Here is an 18,204-nt window from a genome sequence, read left to right on the forward strand (position 1 = left end):
AGAAAGCCGTTAGCAACACTTGAATGCGTAGAGGTAATGAGGTACAAGCAATAAAAACACAGCAATCGGCAAACTAATGAACGCAGTTATAAGCCCATGTAATCAATACCGATATAGGTTAGATCGAGAAGTCGCCGCTGAAGGTAAGGTTATCGCTTATTTTGGAGTAAATCCTTCATATGCAGACGCATCTATAGACGATAACACCGTAATAAGAATGCGCAGTTTTACTCTGAGTCATCAAGGAAAGCGATTTATAGTAGGGAATGTATTTTCCTATCGCTCCACAAATGTCCGTAAGTTAGCGTCAACTAATGATTGCTTCGGCTTAGAGCATAAATTTTATCTTAACCAAATCATTGATGAGGCAGATATATTAGTCCCTTGCTGGGGCAGCAGAAATAAACTTCCTCAAAATTTGCGTCAGCACTTAGATAGCATGTTGAGATTACTTCTTTCTTCAGGAAAGCCGGTTTACTCATTCGGGCTTACGGCAACGGGTGATCCAAGGCATCCTTTGATGTTAGCTGGCTCAACAAAGCTTATCCCATGGGAATACAAGCCAACATGTCTCACAATATAGCAGTACGCAGCAAAGAAGAGAGCGACAGGATGAACCTCGATTTAGCGGCTTCTGGCATTGCTTATAAAGAGCGCATGAACATGCCTGTCATTGCGTACGAAGTGGAGATGCAGAAGCCGGAAGCGCTGCAGGCGTACTTTCAGGAGCGCTTGAGATTCTACAGGGAAGAGTCGACGTGGTTCCCACGGGGAACGGCCCCGGTTTATCAGAAGGAGGAGAAGTAGGCTGTGAAATGGATTTTATTCTTGGGGCTGTTGTTGTCTGGGGTATCACTGGCAGATGATCGGTCGTTCGAAACGCCAGAGGCTAAATGCCTGAATGACCATACTATCCCTTTCATTGAAACGGACATCCCGCCAAAAAAAGTCGTCGATGAAGCTTATATTATCTGTAAGCCTGAGTTGGATGAGTGGAAAAAATCACAGGAAGTATTGCCTGATGAAATGAAGCAGCGTATGCGCAAAGAGTTGTATGACTTTTACATCAGGATGATTGATATACGACGAAAATATGAAGCCAAGAAAACCGCAGAAGCCGCCCACTGAGGCGGTTTTTTATTGCCTGAACATTGGAGATAACCATGAATTTTCCAGACCCAGCAGATGAAGCAGCAGAACGCGAGCAGCAGCTTATAGCACTGGCGCTGGCGAACCGGCCTGTTCCTCAGATGACTTACACAGGTGAATGCCATTACTGCGAGGAGCCAATAGATAAGGGGCATTTTTGCAGCGATGAATGCCGAACTGACCATGAGCGCATACAGCATGCTCTTCGCAACCAAAAGGTGGCATGACGCCGCAAACTGAAAACGCACTAAGGGCCGTAGCGCGTAAGTGCAGGAGCGAAATCCTCAAAGCCATAGATGGCAGGCCCAAGTCAGAACACGACCGCATCATAACTACCCTTCTCGACAAACACGCTAAAACCGTTCAATGCCTCCCGCCAGGCACATTTCCAGCGAAGCGCTGGCTGTCCTTCTATGTGCGGCAGGTAGATAAGGAGATAAGACAGTGAAATACGGCTCTGTTTGCAGTGGCATAGAGGCTGCCAGTGTTGCCTGGGAGTCACTGGGCTGGAAACCTGCATGGTTCAGTGAAATAGAACCTTTCCCCTCTGCCGTGCTGGCGCACCACTGGCCTGAAGTGAGTAACCTGGGTGACATGACAGCCATCGCAGCGCGGATTGCTGCTGGCGAAGTGGAAGCCCCGGATATTCTGGTTGGGGGGACACCTTGCCAGGCCTTTTCAGTGGCCGGTCTTCGAAACGGGCTCGAAGACGCGCGCGGCCAGTTAACTCTTTCATTCGTGGAATTAGCCAATGCAATCGACACGCGACGAAACGACAATAATCAGCCACCTGCCCTTATCGTCTGGGAAAACGTCCCAGGCGTCCTCAGCAGTAAAGACAACGCCTTCGGATGCTTTCTTGCAGGTCTTGCCGGAGAAAGCAGTGAATTGCTCGCGCCAGGGGGAAAATGGTCAAACGCTGGTTGTGTGTATGGACCCGCGCGCATTGTCGCCTGGCGAGTGCTTGACGCTCAATTTTTCGGAGTGGCACAACGCCGCAAACGTGTGTTCGTTGTCGCAAGTGCTCGAAACGGATTTGATCCCGCAGCGGTACTTTTTGAGTTCGAAGGCATGCGCCGGGATACTCCGCCGCGCCGCGAACCGCAATCGTCGGTTGCCGCCCTTACTGAAAACGGCGTTGGAACGTGTGGCGCAGACGACAACCAAGGACAAGCAGGACACCTGATCGCTTTTGGCGGCGGAAACACATCCGGGAGCATTGACGTGGCAGCATGCCTTACGGCAAAGGGGCAACGACAGGATTTTGATGTAGAAACTTTCGCTCTGGCGTTTGCAGAAAATAGCCGTGGCGAACTGCGCTTCCAAAATGGCGATGGAAATATTACCGGCCCACTTTCTACCGGCGGTGGAAAGCCTGGGCAGGGAATGCCAGCGATTATTTCCGAACCGTTCACTATCGCAATCCGAGGGCGCGCAGAGGGTTCTAGCGTTGAGGTGAGTAACGACGGCACGTCTAACGCGCTTCTGACTCCAAACGGCGGACGTGCGGGAATGGGCGTTGGTGCGATTGGGTGGGGTATGCAAGTTCGTCGATTAACGCCAGTAGAATGCGAGCGCCTTCAGGGCTTCCCGGATGATCACACTCTGATTTCATGGCGTGGCAAAGACGCTACTGACTGCCCGGATGGCCCGCGCTACCGCGCCATTGGTAACAGCATGGCCGTGCCGGTAATGCGATGGATAGGCGAACGCATAGCCGCTGCCCTGCCGATAGTGAAAACTATTGGCGATTATGGCGGCAGCACCACCCCGCCCGAACACCGCGACAGCTGGCAGACACCACCAGAGATTTTCGCTGCGCTAAACCGCGATTTCCGCTTTGTGGCTGATGTGGCCGCCAGTGCGCAAAACCACCTGCTGCCGGTTTACTTCACCGAACAGGATGATGCGCTGGCGCAGGACTGGGCCGGGCGTCTGCCAATCGGGTTTGCCTGGTGCAATCCGCCCTATAGCGACATTTCTCCCTGGGTGAAGAAAGCCGCGGAGGAATGCCGTAAAGGGATCGGCACCGTGATGCTTGTTCCCGCCGATACGTCTGTCGGCTGGTTTAGCCTGGCGCGCGGTTCATGCACCGAGGTGCGTTTCATTATCGACGGTCGTCTTTCCTTTATAAGGGCCGATACAGGCAAACCGGTCAACGGCAACAACAAAGGATCGATGCTGCTGATCTGGAATCCGTTCGCCTCTGATTTTGGCATTACCGGGTATGTCTCACGCGACACGCTGATGGCGATCGGAAGGAAGTTACTGTCCGACCGGGAGCCAGCAGACGAGCGCGCCGCATGACAGCCACCAGAAAGAAGCCGACATGGGCTGGATTATCACTAATCTGGCCCTTTTTATTTGTATCGTGCTGGCCTGGCTATGGCCGCCAAAGGAGTAGATATGAGCCTTGATGTAATGCCCATTTCAGCATACTGCCAAACCACAGGAGAATCGGAGGAAGCCATTAACAAACGGATACAAAGGAAGATCTGGAGGATGGGAGTTCACGTATTAAAAGTGGACGGCGTCCGGGAGCGCTGGATAGATACAGAAGAGGTGAACCGATGGGCAAGAAGCAGCAAGGATCCGCTTTACCGCGCGGAATAACAGTGCGGCGCCATAAGACTGGCGAAACGCTGCAGCTGACATTTACGTTTAATGGCGTCCTGTGCAGAGAGCCATTATCGGGAATGGAGGTGAATGCACGAAACATAAAATACGCCGAGCGGTTTCTGGGAGAGATTCAGAACCGCATCGCGTCGGGGGATTTTAACTACCTGCAGTACTTCCCCCGCTCAAAAAAGGCCGCGCTGTTTGGGCATCAGAAGAAGAAAAAGACGGTAAAGGACTACCTGGAGGAATATCTGGTTATCAGCGAGAACCGGAACCTGTCACCCTCTACGCTGGACGGCTACAGGAAGTGCCTGCGCGCGCTGAGGGTGCTTCACAATATCTACGTGACGGAGCTAACGCCGGCGGCACTTAAAAGCTGGGTATCGACACAGAAGACAAAGCTGAAGACCATCCGAAACCGCCTCTCATTTTTGCGCAGCGCCATTGATGAAGCTGTGACGGATGGGCTTATCAATGACAACCCTGTCGCTCACATCAGCGCATCGCGTTACTTCTCGGTGGAATATGGGAACACTGAAGAGTACGAGGTGGATCCGTTTACGCCTTCTGAAATCAGCATTATCTATATGTACTGCCGCTTTCCACAATGGAAGGCTACCTTCCAGTTTGCGTTCAACACAGGCGTACGGCCTTCTGAGCTCTGTGCTTTACGGTGGCGGGATATAGACTTCGAGAGGAAAACAGCCTTTGTACAGAATGCCGTTGTTGAAGGGGTGGAGAAATCGACGAAGACACGCGCCGGCACAAGGAAGATAGATTTAAACGAAGAGGCGATAGCAGCTCTGAATATCCAGAAGCAGTTCACGCAATTGAAGAATGAGTTTGTTTTCGAGGATCCGCGAACTGGCGAGCCATGGGCCGGCTCTGATGCTATCCGCCAGAAAGCGTGGCGCATCATCATGCGGGAATCAAAGTTAAGGTACCGAAACCCTTATCAGACACGTCATACCTTCGCCACTATGCACATCAGCTCAGGGGCAAACCTTTTCTGGCTTTGTAAGCAAATGGGACACAAAGGCCCGGATATGCTGTTCAGAAATTACGGCTCGTACCTGGTTGACTACGATGGCCATCTGTCGAAGCCGGGGATCAAAACCGGAAGCGAATAACGGGGCAATTTGAAGAAAAATGCACGTGTAGTGCACGTGAAAAAGGATCCTTTTATGAAACCATTATCTATCATAAGGTTACGAAGATATGAACGCGGGTTCGAACCCCTCACCGCCATCATTTATATAGAAGTGCCCGGTTAACAGCCGGGCATTTTTATTTGCATTTCGCGCATACCGCGGGGGGATGAGAACCCCCGACCCGGGGTTCGACAACGGGCGCAGCCCGTTGGACAGTGGAGCCTGCGACGCTGCCCGCAGGGTGAGCGAAGCGACAAAACGGCAGGAGTGCCGTTTTGCAGCGCCGGCGCGCGCCCGAAGGGCCCGGCACAGGGATGTGCCGGGTGACATCAATCCCCCCTCACCGCCATCATTTAGATAGAAGTGCCCGGTTAACAGCCGGGCATTTTTATTTGCATTTCGCGCATACCGCGGGGGGATGAGCACCCCCGACCCGGGGTTCGACAACGGGCGCAGCCCGCTGGACAGCGGAGCCTGGCGTCATTTTCCGCGCTATTCGGTTTCCACTGCGCGGATCAGCTCCGCGCCCTGATGATGAATATTCCCTACCGCCGCACTCACCGGATGCCAGCTGAAATCCTGCTCAGGCACTGCGGCGTCGCGGGCAATCTCCTGTGCCCTTTCCGCACTGGTCTCTTCGCTGAGCCACTCATGCACCGCATCGGCGCGCAGCACCAGCGGGCGGCGGTCGTGAATATCCACCATGCCTTTATCGCTGGATGCGGTGACAATAACAAAACCTTCTTTATCGTGAGCCTGGTCAAAAGGCGCTTTGCCGATGGCCGCGAAAAACAGCGGCTGTCTGTGCTGATGATAAATAAAATAGGGCTGCTTTTTATTGCCCGTTTTTTTCCATTCATACCAGCCGTCCGCCGGCACAACAGCGCGCCCGTGCTGCCATAGCGGCTTAAACATGCGCCCGGTGGCCGCCGTTTCTCCCCGGGCGTTGATCAGCGGCGGCTTGTGCCACCACGCCGGGCCGTAACCCCAGAAAACCGGATCGAAATGCATCTCTCCCTCGCGCGCGTTAAGCAGCAACACCCGCGTGCCGGGCGCAACGTTAAATCGCCCTATCGGCTGCGGATCGAACTGAATGTCATCCGGCGCCAGCCCGAGTGAGGCGAAATAGTCATCTCTGCTGCTGTACTGCGCAAAGCGTCCACACACAAACACCTCCTGTTCGGGGTTAACACGGGTTGCTTTTATCGCGCGGCATGTCGCCTGTCAGACTGATCCACGTCGGCCTGAACGGCCCGGCAGAATAGCAGATGAGCAGAGCTCGGCATGCGTCACGCTGCGCTATCCGTCTGCGCGTCATGAGGCATCGCCAGGCCATTTTTGTGGCGTACAATGTCCGCCATGACCGCCAGCGCAATCTCAGCGGGCGTTTTACTGCCAATATCCAGCCCCACTGGCGCATGAATCCGCTGCAGCTGCGCCGGCGTGAGTTCACCAATTTGCGCCAGCCGCGCCTTGCGCTTTTCGCTGTTGAGATGGGAGCCCATCGCGCCAAGATAAAACGCCGGCAGATTGACGGCTTCCATCATTGTCAGATCGTCGATACGCGGATCGTGCGTCAGCGACAGGATCGCCGTGCCGGGATGGCAGCCTTCACGCTCCAGATAGCGTGCCGGAAACTGGCGCACCAGCTTCACACCGGGAGCCAGCTCGGCGGCCATATTTTCCAGCACCTCGTCGCGATGCTCACACACCAGGGTTTCAAAGCCGAGCGCCAGCGCAAAATTGGCGCAGAAAACGGCAACGCTGGAGAGCCCGCCGATCACCAGACGCGGCGCGGCGCTCAGCGTCAGCACGATATCGTCATGACTGATGTGGGTCAGGGTGCGGCGGGTATAGGGTGCTGTCTCCAGCGACTGACAGGGATATGGCAGCGTCAGACGTTTAGTGATGGCGCGTGCGCCGGTCAGCGCATCCTCCAGCTGCTGTAAATAGCGCAGCGTGGCCGCACCGGCAGGCAGCTTCTCTACCAGAATATCCAGCACGCCACCGCACGGCAGTGCGCGATCGGGGGCGAAGCCGCCGTCACCGTAACGCACCCGCTGGCTGGCCGCACTGAACGCCTGTTCACGGATGCGCGCCACGAAACTCTCCTCCACGCAGCCGCCGGATAGCGATCCGCAGTAACGGCCTGCGCCATCAATCACCATCATGGCACCAGGCGGACGTGGCGACGATCCATAGGTGCTGAGCACCGTACACAGCCAGACGGTCTGCGCTTCTGCCCAGTGTTGCGCGGTTCTGACCACCTGCACATCAAGATTCTGCATCCCCTTCTCCCTGCCTGTGCGGTTGTAACCCGCGCCCGATGCGCGGTGCGCTGTATGAATAACCACTATAGTTCATTCTCGCGATGCCGCCTGCTGCACGACGCGCAGCCTGAAGGAAAGGGGTTTGCGCAGCCGGCAGGATCAAAAAACCCGGCCGGAGCCGGGTTATGGTCAGAGCGTCAATCCGCGTTAGCTGTAAGCATGCAGCGTACGCTGGCACAGGGCCGACCGTACGCAGTCGTCTTTGCCGAAACGCACTACCCCTACCATCTCATCCTCTTCGAAGCGCGACAGCGCATCGGCCAGTCCGGATTTGACGCTGGATGGCAGGTCGCACTGGGTGATATCCCCGTTGACGATAACGGTGACATTTTCCCCCAGGCGGGTCAGGAACATCTTCATCTGCGCAGCGGTAACGTTTTGTGCCTCATCAAGGATCACCACCGCATTTTCAAACGTGCGTCCGCGCATATAGGCGAAGGGCGCGATCTCTACCTTAGCGATTTCGGGTCGCAGGCAGTACTGCATAAAGGAAGCGCCGAGACGTTTAACCAGAACGTCATAAACCGGTCGGAAGTACGGGGCGAATTTTTCGGCAATATCCCCTGGAAGGAAGCCGAGATCTTCATCCGCCTGTAGCACCGGGCGCGTCACAATGATCCTTTCGATATCCTTATTGATCAGGGCCTCAGCTGCTTTCGCAGCGCTGATCCAGGTTTTACCGCAGCCGGCTTCACCGGTTGCGAATATCAGCTGTTTCGTTTCTATGGCGTTGAGATAGTGCGCCTGAGCATCATTCCGGGCTTCAATTGGTGAACGATCGCGCACATCGCGCGCCATGCCAATCGCATCCAGCCCACTCATCTGCACCAGCGAAGTGACCGATTCTTCTTCACGCTGACGATGACTGCGAGAGTCATTACGAAGCACCCGACGAGCTTCACGACGCGCTTTGATCACTGCTTTCTGTCTTCCCATAGTGGCACCTTACAGTTGGTTTCACGAATCGCGACGGATCTCCCGCGGCGATGACTTGAACGCTTTAGAGGTTTTTGTGGCTTCCTTGTAAGCCGTATTGAGACAGCGGGAAAAGTGTGCGACAACGCCGAGACGCTGACGCGCACCGGTAGAGATTCAACATTGGTTCAGAATGGATGAATGAAAAAAGAAGGAGATTTTTCGCCGGAAGGTTATCCCCCGCAGCGAACTGCGCGTGCAAACGTCTATTTAACTGTCCGTTAAAGGACCGGGTCATGCGCGAACTCCAGTGGGCTAAGCCACACGACTAACAACGCTTATGATTAAAGTGAATCATATTAGTGGTAATTTGCAACAGCAATTTTACCGCTGATGAAAGAAAAGGATTTCTCTTTCACCTGCGCGCCGCCGCGATAAATTACATTCTCATTAAAAAACAGGGTGATAGTTTATTCAGGCTGACATATATTTTTTCAGAACTTTCACCCGCAGATGACGAAGCGCGGGAAATTTAAGCAGAATTAAACAATTACGCCCGGTAACATTGCGTCAGCCGGGCGTTGCTTATTAATTAATCAGGCCTGCAGCAGCGACTGGCCCAGATAATGGTTTTCATCCGGTACGCCGGGCAGAACAAAAAAGTATCCGCCGCCGGTCGGGCGAATATATTCTTCCAGCGCTTCACCGTTCAGCCGTTTTTGCACGGTAATAAACCCTTTGGTTAAATCATGCTGGTAACAGATAAACAGCAGCCCCATATCCAGCTGCCCGGCCGCGGTAATACCGGCTGAATAACTGTAACCACGGCGCAGCATCAGGCTGCTGGCGGTGTCGGGCGTGCGGGGGTTAGCCAGCCGGATATGGGCATCCAGCGCGATCACCCTGCCCTCAGGATCGTTACGGTAATCCGGTACATCATGCTCATGCTGCATGCCAAGCGGCGCACCGGATAACTTTTCCCGGCCGAAGATGGTTTGCTGCTCGCCCAGCGGCGTGCGATCCCACATTTCTACGTGAAAGCGGATAATGCGTACCGCCTGGTAGCTGCCACCGCGCGCCCACGCCGGCTCCGGCTGATCGGCAGTGACCCACAGCATCTGATTCATCAGCGCGGCATCGTGCGTATCCGGATTCGCGGTACCATCCCGGAAGCCCAGCAGATTTATCGGCGTCTCTTTGCCCCGGCTGCGCGCGGCGTGATCGGGGATAAAACCCTCGCGTCGCCAGCGCACCGCCAGCAGATCTGGCGTATGCTTGATGATATCGCGCAGCGCATGAATCACCGTATCCTGGGTGTTAGCGCAGATTTGCAGCAGCAGATCGCCATGGCACTGCGCAGCATCCAGCGAATCATTAGGAAAGCGCGTCATGCTCTGCAGCTGCGCGGGTTTATGCGCGCTCAGGCCAAAGCGTTCATCAAACAGCGAACTGCCGACCGAGAGGGTTATCGTCAGGTTATCCGGCACAATGGTGGCGCCAAGAATACCGGAATCCAGCGGCGGCAGTCTGGCATCACGCGCCGCAGGTGCCGGTCCGCCATGGGTAAGAAAGGCAAAGCGCTGCGTCAGCAGACGAAACAGCCGTTCCAGTTCCGCTTTGTCCGTTGCCAGTACGTCGAACGCCACCAGCATCATCGCCGCCTGCTGTGGCGTCAGAATGCCCGCCTGATGCTCACCATAAAAAGGTTGCACCTGCTGGCGCGCATCCGGTGGTACCGTACCCGGTGAAAAATCTGCTGCGGCAGCGCCGTGGAACGGGCAGCCGCCACCCAGCGCCGCAGCGCCGCCAATCATGCCCAAACCCTGCAGCAGACGGCGACGCGACGGCTGAGCCACGTCATGGTGTTTACTCATGATTAATCCAGACCCAGCGTGCCGCGCAACAGTGAGAGATCTTCCGCCAGCGTGGTAATGGGCCCTTTCAGCGCATTACGATCGGTGGTGGTCAGTTTTTCATAGGATTCAAACCCGTCCGGCGTGCGGTAGCGGGCGAGGATGCCATCCACTTTCTTAAAGTTCGCATCCACTTTCGCCAGCAGCGCCGGATTGGCTTTTTCCAGCAAGGGCCGCAGCAGATCCACAATTTTCTGTGCGCCATCAATGTTGGCCTGGAAATCTGAGAGATCGGTCCGGCTGTAGCGATCCTCTTCGCCGGAAATTTTACTGGCGGCGACCTCTTCAATCAGGCCCGCCGCGCCGCCTGCCACTTTCGCCGGCGGGAAGGCCAGCTGGCTGATACGGGTTTGCAGCGCCAGCACATCCTGATTCAGCTTCGCGGTGATGTTCTCTGCGCCTTTTGTGGTGCCATCGGCAAACAGGATTTTCTCCAGACGGTGGAAGCCGGTGAATTTGGGATCGTCGGCTTTTTTCTCAAAATCATCTTCGCGCGCGTCAATGCTGCCATCCAGATCAGAGAAGAGTTCGGCGATCGGCTCAATGCGCTCATAGTGCACGCGCGCCGGCGCATACAGCGCTTTGGCTTTTTCCAGCTCACCGGCGTTGATCGCTGCGGTAAATGCCTGGGTGGCCGTCACCAGCGCGCTGACTTCGCTCATCACATAGACTTTGTAGTCGGCAATCGGCCCGACCAGCTGCAGCACATCCGGTTTGCCAGCGGCAGCCGTTTGCTGCGCACCGCCCACCACCAGCTTGCCTTTTGGATTGGTGAGCAGGCCGCAGGTCATTTCATAATCGCCGGCTTCCAGCGTGGCGGTGAGCTTCTGGCTGAAGCCGGGCGCGATATTTTCACGCTCTTCCACCACCATGACTCCTTTCAGGATTTCCCACTCCAGCGCTTTCTGGCTTTGGTTCCTGATAATGAACTGCGTTTTGCCTGCCGGCACGTTAAGCGTCATCGGCTCGCACTGTTTGTCAGTCACGGTGACGGTGACCTGCGGGATCTCTGCAGCCGCAACCGTCCCGGAGAGCGCCAGCAGAGAGATCAGCAGCGCCTTACGGCGAAAATGAATCGTCATGGTGTTATCCCTGTTAAATGAAGGAGCAGGCGCGCGCAGCGCCTGAAAAATTACCGTGTGGCGCGCGCGGCGCCGGTCGCCGGTCGGGCCGGGAAAAAGAACAGCAGCAGCGCCGGAACCAGATACATCAGCCACATCGCCACTTCGCTGACGCTAGGCGCTTCCTGGTAACCGAGAATACCTTCCAGCAGCGTGCCGATAACGGAGTGCGTGGAAAGCAGATTGCTGAAGTCAAAAGCCGTGCTCTGGAAGTGATTCCATAAACCCGCTTCGTGGAAGGCGCGGATCGCTCCGGCAGCCAGTCCGGCGGCCACCAGCAGCATAAACAGGCTGGTCCAGCGGAAAAAGTGCGCAAGGTTAAGACGGATACCGCCATAGTAGAGCAGCATGCCGATGACCACAGCGCTCAGCAGCCCCAGCACGGCGCCGGCGGGCGGCGCATAGCCAACATCCTGGGTGAACGCTGCCAGCAGGAAGAACACGGACTCCAGCCCTTCGCGCGCCACGGCGAGAAAGACCATCAGTACCAGCGGGAAGCCGCTGCCGCCTGATTTCTGCAGCGCCTGGTCAACCGATTTTTCCAGCGTGGCTTTCATATTGCGCGCTACGTTACGCATCCAGAACACCATGGAGGTCAGGATCACCACCGCGATCACCGCAACAATGCCCTCAAACAGCTCCTGCTGTTTCTGCGGAAACTCGCCGGTGGTGGCGTTGATAAACAGTCCCAGCGCCAGACAGAGCGCAGCCGCGATAAACACGCCGGCCCACATGGCCGGGAACCAGCGGGTACGCTGAGTACGTTTCAGGTAGCTGGCTATCAGGCTGACAATAAGCGCAGCTTCCAGCCCTTCACGCAACATGATGAGAAACGGAACAAACATCACCAACCTCTTAAATGTTTAGCGGGGTAAACCTAAGGTAAAAATACGTAAAGTGCGAACGATATCGATTATCATTACCGCGCCAGAAAATACAAGTCACTGTGCGAAATTAATTGTGTTTTGCGCTGAGCGGCAGTCCGCTCCGTGCCGCGGAACCCCTGCGCGGGCGAAGCGGTGGCAAAACAGCGGCGCTCTGCGATTAAGCGGACATAAAAAAACCCGCATCACAGCCGTGATGCGGGTGCTTTTTCCCGGATGCGGTTATTTGGCGTGATACTCCGCCTCAGCTGCAGCGAAGCGCTGCTGTGCTGCCACGGAGGGCGCCCGGCCCAGCAGGCTGAACACCACGATCGCTATGCTGGCGAAGATAAAGCCCGGAATAATTTCATACAGTTCGGCGTAGCCGTACTGCTTCCACAGCAGCACGGTGGCGGCGCCAATGACCATACCGGCCAGCGCACCGTTGCGCGTCATGCGCTTCCAGCACACGCCAAACAGCACCACCGGGCCAAAGGCGGCCCCAAAGCCCGCCCAGGCATAGCTCACCAGGCCCAGCACGCGGTTTTCCGGGTTCGCCGCCAGCGCAATCGCAATCAGCGCAATCAGCAGCACCATCAGTCGACCGACCCACACCAGCTCTTTCTGGCTGGCGTTTTTGCGCAGGAACCCTTTATACAGATCTTCCGTCAGCGCGCTGGAACATACCAGCAGCTGGCAGCTCAGGGTCGACATCACCGCCGCCAGAATCGCCGACAGCAGAATACCGGCAATCCACGGATTAAACAGAATACGTGCCAGCTCAATGAACACCCGCTCGCCGTTCTGGCTGACGCCCGCGGCCTGCTCCGGATGGTTCTGGAAATATGCGATGCCAAAGAAGCCTACCGCCACGGCCCCGGCCAGACACAGGATCATCCACGTCATACCGATACGACGCGCAGTGCGAATGGAACGGTGAGAATCCGCTGCCATGAAACGCGCCAGAATATGCGGCTGGCCAAAGTAGCCAAGGCCCCAGCCCAGCAGGGAAATGACCGCCACAAAGTTAAGCCCTTTCAGCATGTTGAGGTTCTCCATGCTCTTGGCTTCAATTACCGCCAGGGAGTCATCGAGGCCGCCGACCGCGATAATGACAATCACCGGCGTCAGGATCAGGGCAAAAATCATCAGGCTGGCCTGCACGGTATCGGTCCAGCTCACCGCCAGGAAACCGCCCACCAGCGTATAGAGAATCGTGGCGGCCGCCCCGGCCCACAGCGCGGTCTGGTAATCCATGCCAAAGGTGCTTTCAAACAACCGCGCCCCGGCTACCACGCCCGACGCACAGTAAATGGTGAAGAAAATCAGGATCACGACCGCCGAAATCACACGCAGCAGCTTGCTGCGATCTTCAAAGCGGCTGGAGAAGAAGTCCGGCAGCGTCAGGGCATTGTCATGATGCTCGGTCTGCACGCGCAGCCGGCCCGCAACGATCTTCCAGTTCAGCCAGGCCCCTGCGGTCAGACCGATGGCAATCCAGCTTTCAGAAATGCCGGAAAGGAAAATCGCGCCCGGCAGGCCCATCAGCAGCCAGCCGCTCATGTCCGATGCGCCCGCCGATAAGGCGGTGACCAGGCTGCCGAGGCTGCGACCGCCCAGGATATAATCGTCAAAATTTTTGGTTGATCGGTATGCGATAAACCCAATTAACACCATCCCAAGGATGTAAATGACAAAGGTCACCAGCATCGGTGTGCTTACACTCATACTCTCTCCACTTATTATTTAATCTCGTAAGAGAAATCTTTGACCTGCGCTATCGGAACGGGATAGCAGACAGGGCTTTACCGCATCCAGAGAAAGCGATTTCCCTTGAGGCGCGGTATCCTGCCGCAAAGGTGCGGCGCGCACAATGCATTTAACACAGCTGTTACCTGGGTTTCACCTGACTTTCATCTTTCCATGCTCACAGGTTGCGCCTGCTCACATTTCGGTTGCACCAGGCAGCCTTTTTTCCAGCGTCTTTTCAAACCGGTTGCAACATTGGCCGAAATCTTGCAGCAAGTTTTGTGCCGCTTTTAAACGGTTAACGAAAAAGTTGCCTGAAAACATGCTATCCGGGTCACATTTAACACGGTTGCACAAAGTTGCAACATGAGTGATAGTGCAGCCCACGCTGAAGTTGATTACATTCGAGGACGAGGAAATCATGGGAACCACCACCATGGGGGTGAAGCTGGATGAAGCCACCCGCGACCGCATTAAACTGGCTGCCAGTAAAATTGATCGCACGCCGCACTGGCTGATTAAGCAGGCCATTTTCAACTACCTGTCGCAGCTGGAAGCGGGTGAAGCCGTACCGGAAATCCCGCTTCAGCTTAGTGAGGCTGAGGGCGCCGACAGCGCGCCGGAAGAGACCGTGCAGCCTTTCCTCGACTTCGCCGAACACATTCTGCCGCAATCGGTCACGCGCGCGGCCATCACCGCCGCCTGGCGCCGCCCGGAGACCGACGCGGTGCCCATACTGCTGGAGCAGGCGCGTCTGCCTGCCCCGCTGGCGGAAAAAACGCATCAGCTGGCGTACAGCCTTGCCGACAAGCTGCGGCACCAGAAAGGTGCAACCGGACGCGCCGGTATGGTGCAAAGCCTGCTGCAGGAGTTCTCTCTCTCCTCACAGGAAGGCGTTGCGCTGATGTGCCTGGCGGAAGCGCTGCTGCGTATTCCGGATAAACCCACGCGCGACGCGCTGATCCGCGACAAAATCAGCAACGGCAACTGGCAGTCGCACCTTGGCCGCAGCCCGTCGATGTTTGTGAATGCCGCGACCTGGGGCCTGCTGTTCACCGGACGCCTGGTCTCGACGCACAATGAAGCCCACCTCTCCACCTCGCTCAACCGGATTATTGGTAAAAGCGGTGAGCCGCTGATCCGTAAAGGCGTGGATATGGCGATGCGCCTGATGGGCGAGCAGTTTGTGACCGGCGAAACCATCGCGGAAGCGCTGGCCAATGCGCGCAAGCTGGAAGAAAAAGGGTTCCGCTACTCCTATGACATGCTGGGCGAAGCGGCGCTGACCGCCGCCGACGCCAAAGCCTATCTGGTCTCTTACCAGCAGGCGATTCACGCCATTGGTAAAGCCTCTAACGGCCGCGGCATTTATGAAGGCCCGGGCATCTCCATTAAACTGTCGGCGCTGCATCCGCGCTACAGCCGCGCGCAGTATGACCGCGTGATGGAAGAGCTTTATCCGATCCTGAAATCGCTGACGCTGCTGGCGCGCTCTTATGACATCGGTATCAACATTGATGCTGAAGAGGCAGACCGCCTTGAGCTGTCGCTCGATCTGCTGGAAAAACTCTGCTTTGAGCCGGAGCTGGAAGGCTGGAACGGTATCGGCTTCGTGATCCAGGCCTACCAGAAACGCTGTCCGTTTGTGATTGATGCGTTGGTCGACCTGGCGCAGCGCAGCCGCCGCCGTCTGATGATTCGCCTGGTTAAAGGGGCTTACTGGGACAGCGAAATCAAGCGCGCGCAGATGGAGGGGCTGGAAGGCTATCCGGTTTACACCCGCAAGGTGTACACCGACATCTCCTATATCGCCTGCGCCCGCAAACTGCTGGCGGTACCGAATCTGATCTATCCGCAGTTCGCCACCCACAATGCCCATACGCTGGCGGCCATTTATCAGCTGGCGGGAAATAACTACTATCCGGGCCAGTATGAGTTCCAGTGCCTGCACGGCATGGGTGAGCCGCTGTATGAGCAGGTCGTGGGCAAAGTGGCCGACGGCAAGCTGAACCGGCCGTGCCGCATCTATGCGCCGGTGGGAACGCATGAAACGCTGCTGGCCTATCTGGTACGTCGCCTGCTGGAAAACGGGGCCAACACTTCCTTTGTTAACCGCATCGCCGATACCAGTCTGCCGATTGATGAACTGGTAGCCGACCCGGTTGCCGCCGTAGAGAAGATGGGGGCCAGCGAAGGTGCCGTCGGCCTGCCGCATCCGAAGATCCCGCTGCCGCGCGATCTGTACGGGGACAAACGGGTTAACTCTGCCGGTCTCGACCTGGCCAATGAACACCGTCTCGCTTCGCTCTCCAGCGCCCTGCTGAGCAGTGCCAGCCAGCCGTGGAGCGCTGCACCGCTGATTGACGCTGAACCGGATGAAGGCGAAAGCCGTCCGGTGATCAACCCTGCTGCGCCGGCGGATGTGGTGGGCAGCGTCCGTGACGCCACGCCGGCGGAAGTCTCACGCGCGCTGGATGCCGCCGTCAATGCCGGCCCAATCTGGTTCGCCACGCCGCCGCAGGAGCGCGCTGCCATTCTGGAACGTGCCGCTCAGGTAATGGAAGATCAGATGCAGCAACTGATTGGCCTGCTGGTGCGTGAGGCCGGGAAAACCTACAACAACGCCATTGCTGAAGTGCGCGAAGCGGTGGATTTCCTCTACTACTACGCGGGCATGGTGCGCGATGATTTCGATAACGAAACGCATCGTCCGCTGGGGCCGGTGGTGTGTATCAGTCCGTGGAACTTCCCGCTGGCGATCTTTACCGGTCAGATTGCTGCCGCGCTGGCGGCGGGTAACAGCGTGCTGGCCAAGCCGGCCGAGCAGACGCCCCTGATCGCCGCTCAGGCGGTACAGATTTTACTGGATGCCGGCGTACCGGCTGGCGTACTGCAGCTGCTGCCGGGCGATGGCGAAACCGTTGGTGCGCAGCTGACGGGTGACGAGCGCGTCCGCGGCGTCATGTTCACCGGTTCGACCGCGGTGGCGACCCTGCTGCAGCGCAATCTGGCTGGCCGGCTCGATCCACAGGGACGCCCGACGCCGCTGATTGCCGAAACCGGCGGCATGAACGCCATGATTGTTGACTCGTCTGCCCTGACCGAACAGGTGGTGGTGGATATTGTCGCGTCGGCCTTCGACAGTGCCGGTCAGCGCTGCTCGGCGCTGCGCCTGCTGTGCATCCAGGACGATGTCGCTGACCACACGCTGAAAATGCTGCGCGGGGCGATGGCCGAGTGCCGGATGGGCAATCCTGAGCGTCTCTCCACGGATATTGGCCCGGTGATTGATGCCGAAGCAAAAGCCAATATTGAACGCCACATTCAGGCGATGCGTAACAAAGGCTTCACCGTGTACCAGGCGGTGCAGGCGCATCCGCAGGACAGCAAAGAGTGGCAGAGCGGCACCTTTATCAAACCGACGCTGATTGAGCTGGATCAGGTCAGCGATCTCGATAAGGAGATTTTTGGCCCGGTGCTGCACGTGGTGCGCTTCACCCGCAACAGCCTGCCGCAGCTGATCGATCAGATCAACGCACTCGGCTATGGCCTGACGCTGGGTGTGCATACCCGTATTGATGAGACGATTGCTCAGGTGACTGCCGGAGCGCGAGTGGGCAACCTGTACGTTAACCGCAATATGGTGGGTGCGGTGGTCGGCGTGCAGCCGTTTGGCGGCGAAGGCCTGTCCGGCACCGGTCCGAAAGCCGGTGGACCGCTTTACCTGTATCGTCTGCTGGCGAACCGTCCGGATGGCGCGCTACGCCTGACCTTTGATCGTCAGGATGCGGAGCGTCCGGTGGACAGCAGCGCGCGGGCACAGCTGCTGACTGCCCATCAGGCTCTGCAGAATTGGGCGCAGGATAAACCGGAGCTGCTGGCGCTGTGCCAGCGTTACGAAACGCTGGCACAGGCCGGAACCGTCCGCCTGCTGCCGGGGCCAACCGGCGAGCGCAACACCTTTACCCTGCTGCCGCGCGATCGCGTACTGTGCATCAGTGATAACCAGCAGGACGCGCTGATCCAGCTGGCGGCCGTGACCAGCGTTGGCAGCCAGGCCCTGTGGCAGGATGATGCACTGCATCGTGACCTGCGCAACGCCCTGCCTGCCGCGGTGCAGCAGCGTATCGAACTGGCGCGTGACGTGCTGGCGGCGGAATTCGACGCGGTGATTTACCACGGCGATGCCGACCAACTGCGCAGCCTGTGTGAACAGATTGCCGCACGTGACGGCGCGATTGTCTCGGTGCAGGGTTTTGCCCGCGGCGAAACCAATCTGCTGCTGGAGCGTCTGCTGATCGAACGTTCGCTGAGTGTGAACACGGCTGCGGCCGGCGGAAACGCCAGCCTGATGACCATCGGTTAACGCATTCTCTCTCCCAGCGGGCGGCCCA

The 18,204-nt window shown here is 57.1% G+C and carries 13 protein-coding genes and 1 pseudogene; 7 read left to right on the forward strand and 7 right to left on the reverse strand.

Translation table 11 applies throughout. The features are described 5' to 3' along the window. Positions 1-76: 76 nt before the first annotated feature. From D8B20_RS10190 to D8B20_RS10225, 6 genes and pseudogenes are all read left to right on the forward strand, one after another. On the forward strand, positions 77-583 hold the full coding sequence (locus D8B20_RS10190; RefSeq protein WP_145888772.1) for a DUF1643 domain-containing protein: 507 nt from the start codon (positions 77-79) through the stop codon (positions 581-583). Then, positions 568-807, forward strand: a complete 240-nt coding sequence (locus D8B20_RS10195; RefSeq protein WP_145888773.1) for a DNA polymerase III subunit theta — start codon at positions 568-570, stop codon at positions 805-807. Before D8B20_RS10190 ends, D8B20_RS10195 begins: the two co-directional genes overlap by 16 nt. A gap of 3 nt (positions 808-810) precedes the next feature. Continuing rightward, on the forward strand, positions 811-1,128 hold the full coding sequence (locus D8B20_RS10200; RefSeq protein WP_145888774.1) for a hypothetical protein: 318 nt from the start codon (positions 811-813) through the stop codon (positions 1,126-1,128). A gap of 465 nt (positions 1,129-1,593) precedes the next feature. Continuing rightward, positions 1,594-3,354, forward strand: a pseudogene (locus D8B20_RS10215) (phage N-6-adenine-methyltransferase); the annotation flags it as partial. Positions 3,355-3,555: 201 nt separating this feature from the next. Then, positions 3,556-3,762 (forward strand): excisionase, encoded by a 207-nt coding sequence (locus tag D8B20_RS21805; RefSeq protein ID WP_072010431.1) that lies wholly within the window; start codon positions 3,556-3,558, stop codon positions 3,760-3,762. Then, positions 3,720-4,898, forward strand: a complete 1,179-nt coding sequence (locus D8B20_RS10225; RefSeq protein WP_145888778.1) for an Arm DNA-binding domain-containing protein — start codon at positions 3,720-3,722, stop codon at positions 4,896-4,898. The genes D8B20_RS21805 and D8B20_RS10225 overlap by 43 nt, the downstream gene beginning before the upstream one ends. Positions 4,899-5,411: 513 nt before the next feature. On the opposite strand, the gene D8B20_RS10230 is transcribed toward D8B20_RS10225, so the two are convergent. The 7 genes from D8B20_RS10230 to putP form a co-directional block, all read right to left on the reverse strand. Next, on the reverse strand, positions 5,412-6,086 hold the full coding sequence (locus tag D8B20_RS10230; RefSeq protein ID WP_145888779.1) for an SOS response-associated peptidase family protein: 675 nt from the start codon (positions 6,084-6,086) through the stop codon (positions 5,412-5,414). A gap of 122 nt (positions 6,087-6,208) precedes the next feature. After that, positions 6,209-7,207, reverse strand: coding sequence for an XdhC family protein (locus D8B20_RS10235; protein WP_145888780.1), 999 nt, complete (start codon positions 7,205-7,207; stop codon positions 6,209-6,211). 189 nt (positions 7,208-7,396) lie between these two features. Continuing rightward, entirely contained in the window at positions 7,397-8,185 is a 789-nt protein-coding gene (phoH, locus tag D8B20_RS10240; RefSeq protein WP_145888781.1) for a phosphate starvation-inducible protein PhoH, read from the reverse strand. 575 nt (positions 8,186-8,760) lie between these two features. Further along, positions 8,761-10,038 carry an iron uptake transporter deferrochelatase/peroxidase subunit gene (gene efeB, locus D8B20_RS10245; protein ID WP_145888782.1) on the reverse strand — a complete coding sequence of 426 codons (1,278 nt, stop codon included), beginning with the start codon at positions 10,036-10,038 and terminating at the stop codon, positions 8,761-8,763. Positions 10,039-10,040: 2 nt separating this feature from the next. Beyond that, entirely contained in the window at positions 10,041-11,159 is a 1,119-nt protein-coding gene (gene efeO / locus D8B20_RS10250) for an iron uptake system protein EfeO (RefSeq protein WP_145888783.1), read from the reverse strand. Positions 11,160-11,209: 50 nt separating this feature from the next. Beyond that, on the reverse strand, positions 11,210-12,043 hold the full coding sequence (efeU, locus tag D8B20_RS10255) for an iron uptake transporter permease EfeU (protein WP_145888784.1): 834 nt from the start codon (positions 12,041-12,043) through the stop codon (positions 11,210-11,212). A 261-nt stretch (positions 12,044-12,304) separates the two neighbouring features. After that, on the reverse strand, positions 12,305-13,789 hold the full coding sequence (gene putP, locus D8B20_RS10260; RefSeq protein WP_145888785.1) for a sodium/proline symporter PutP: 1,485 nt from the start codon (positions 13,787-13,789) through the stop codon (positions 12,305-12,307). A gap of 442 nt (positions 13,790-14,231) precedes the next feature. Here putP and putA point away from each other — a divergent pair, with 442 nt between their 5' ends. Further along, positions 14,232-18,176, forward strand: coding sequence for a trifunctional transcriptional regulator/proline dehydrogenase/L-glutamate gamma-semialdehyde dehydrogenase (gene putA, locus D8B20_RS10265; RefSeq protein WP_145888786.1), 3,945 nt, complete (start codon positions 14,232-14,234; stop codon positions 18,174-18,176). Positions 18,177-18,204 lie beyond the last annotated feature (28 nt).

This window comes from Candidatus Pantoea soli (assembly GCF_007833795.1).
GTDB classification, from domain to species: domain Bacteria; phylum Pseudomonadota; class Gammaproteobacteria; order Enterobacterales; family Enterobacteriaceae; genus Pantoea; species Pantoea soli.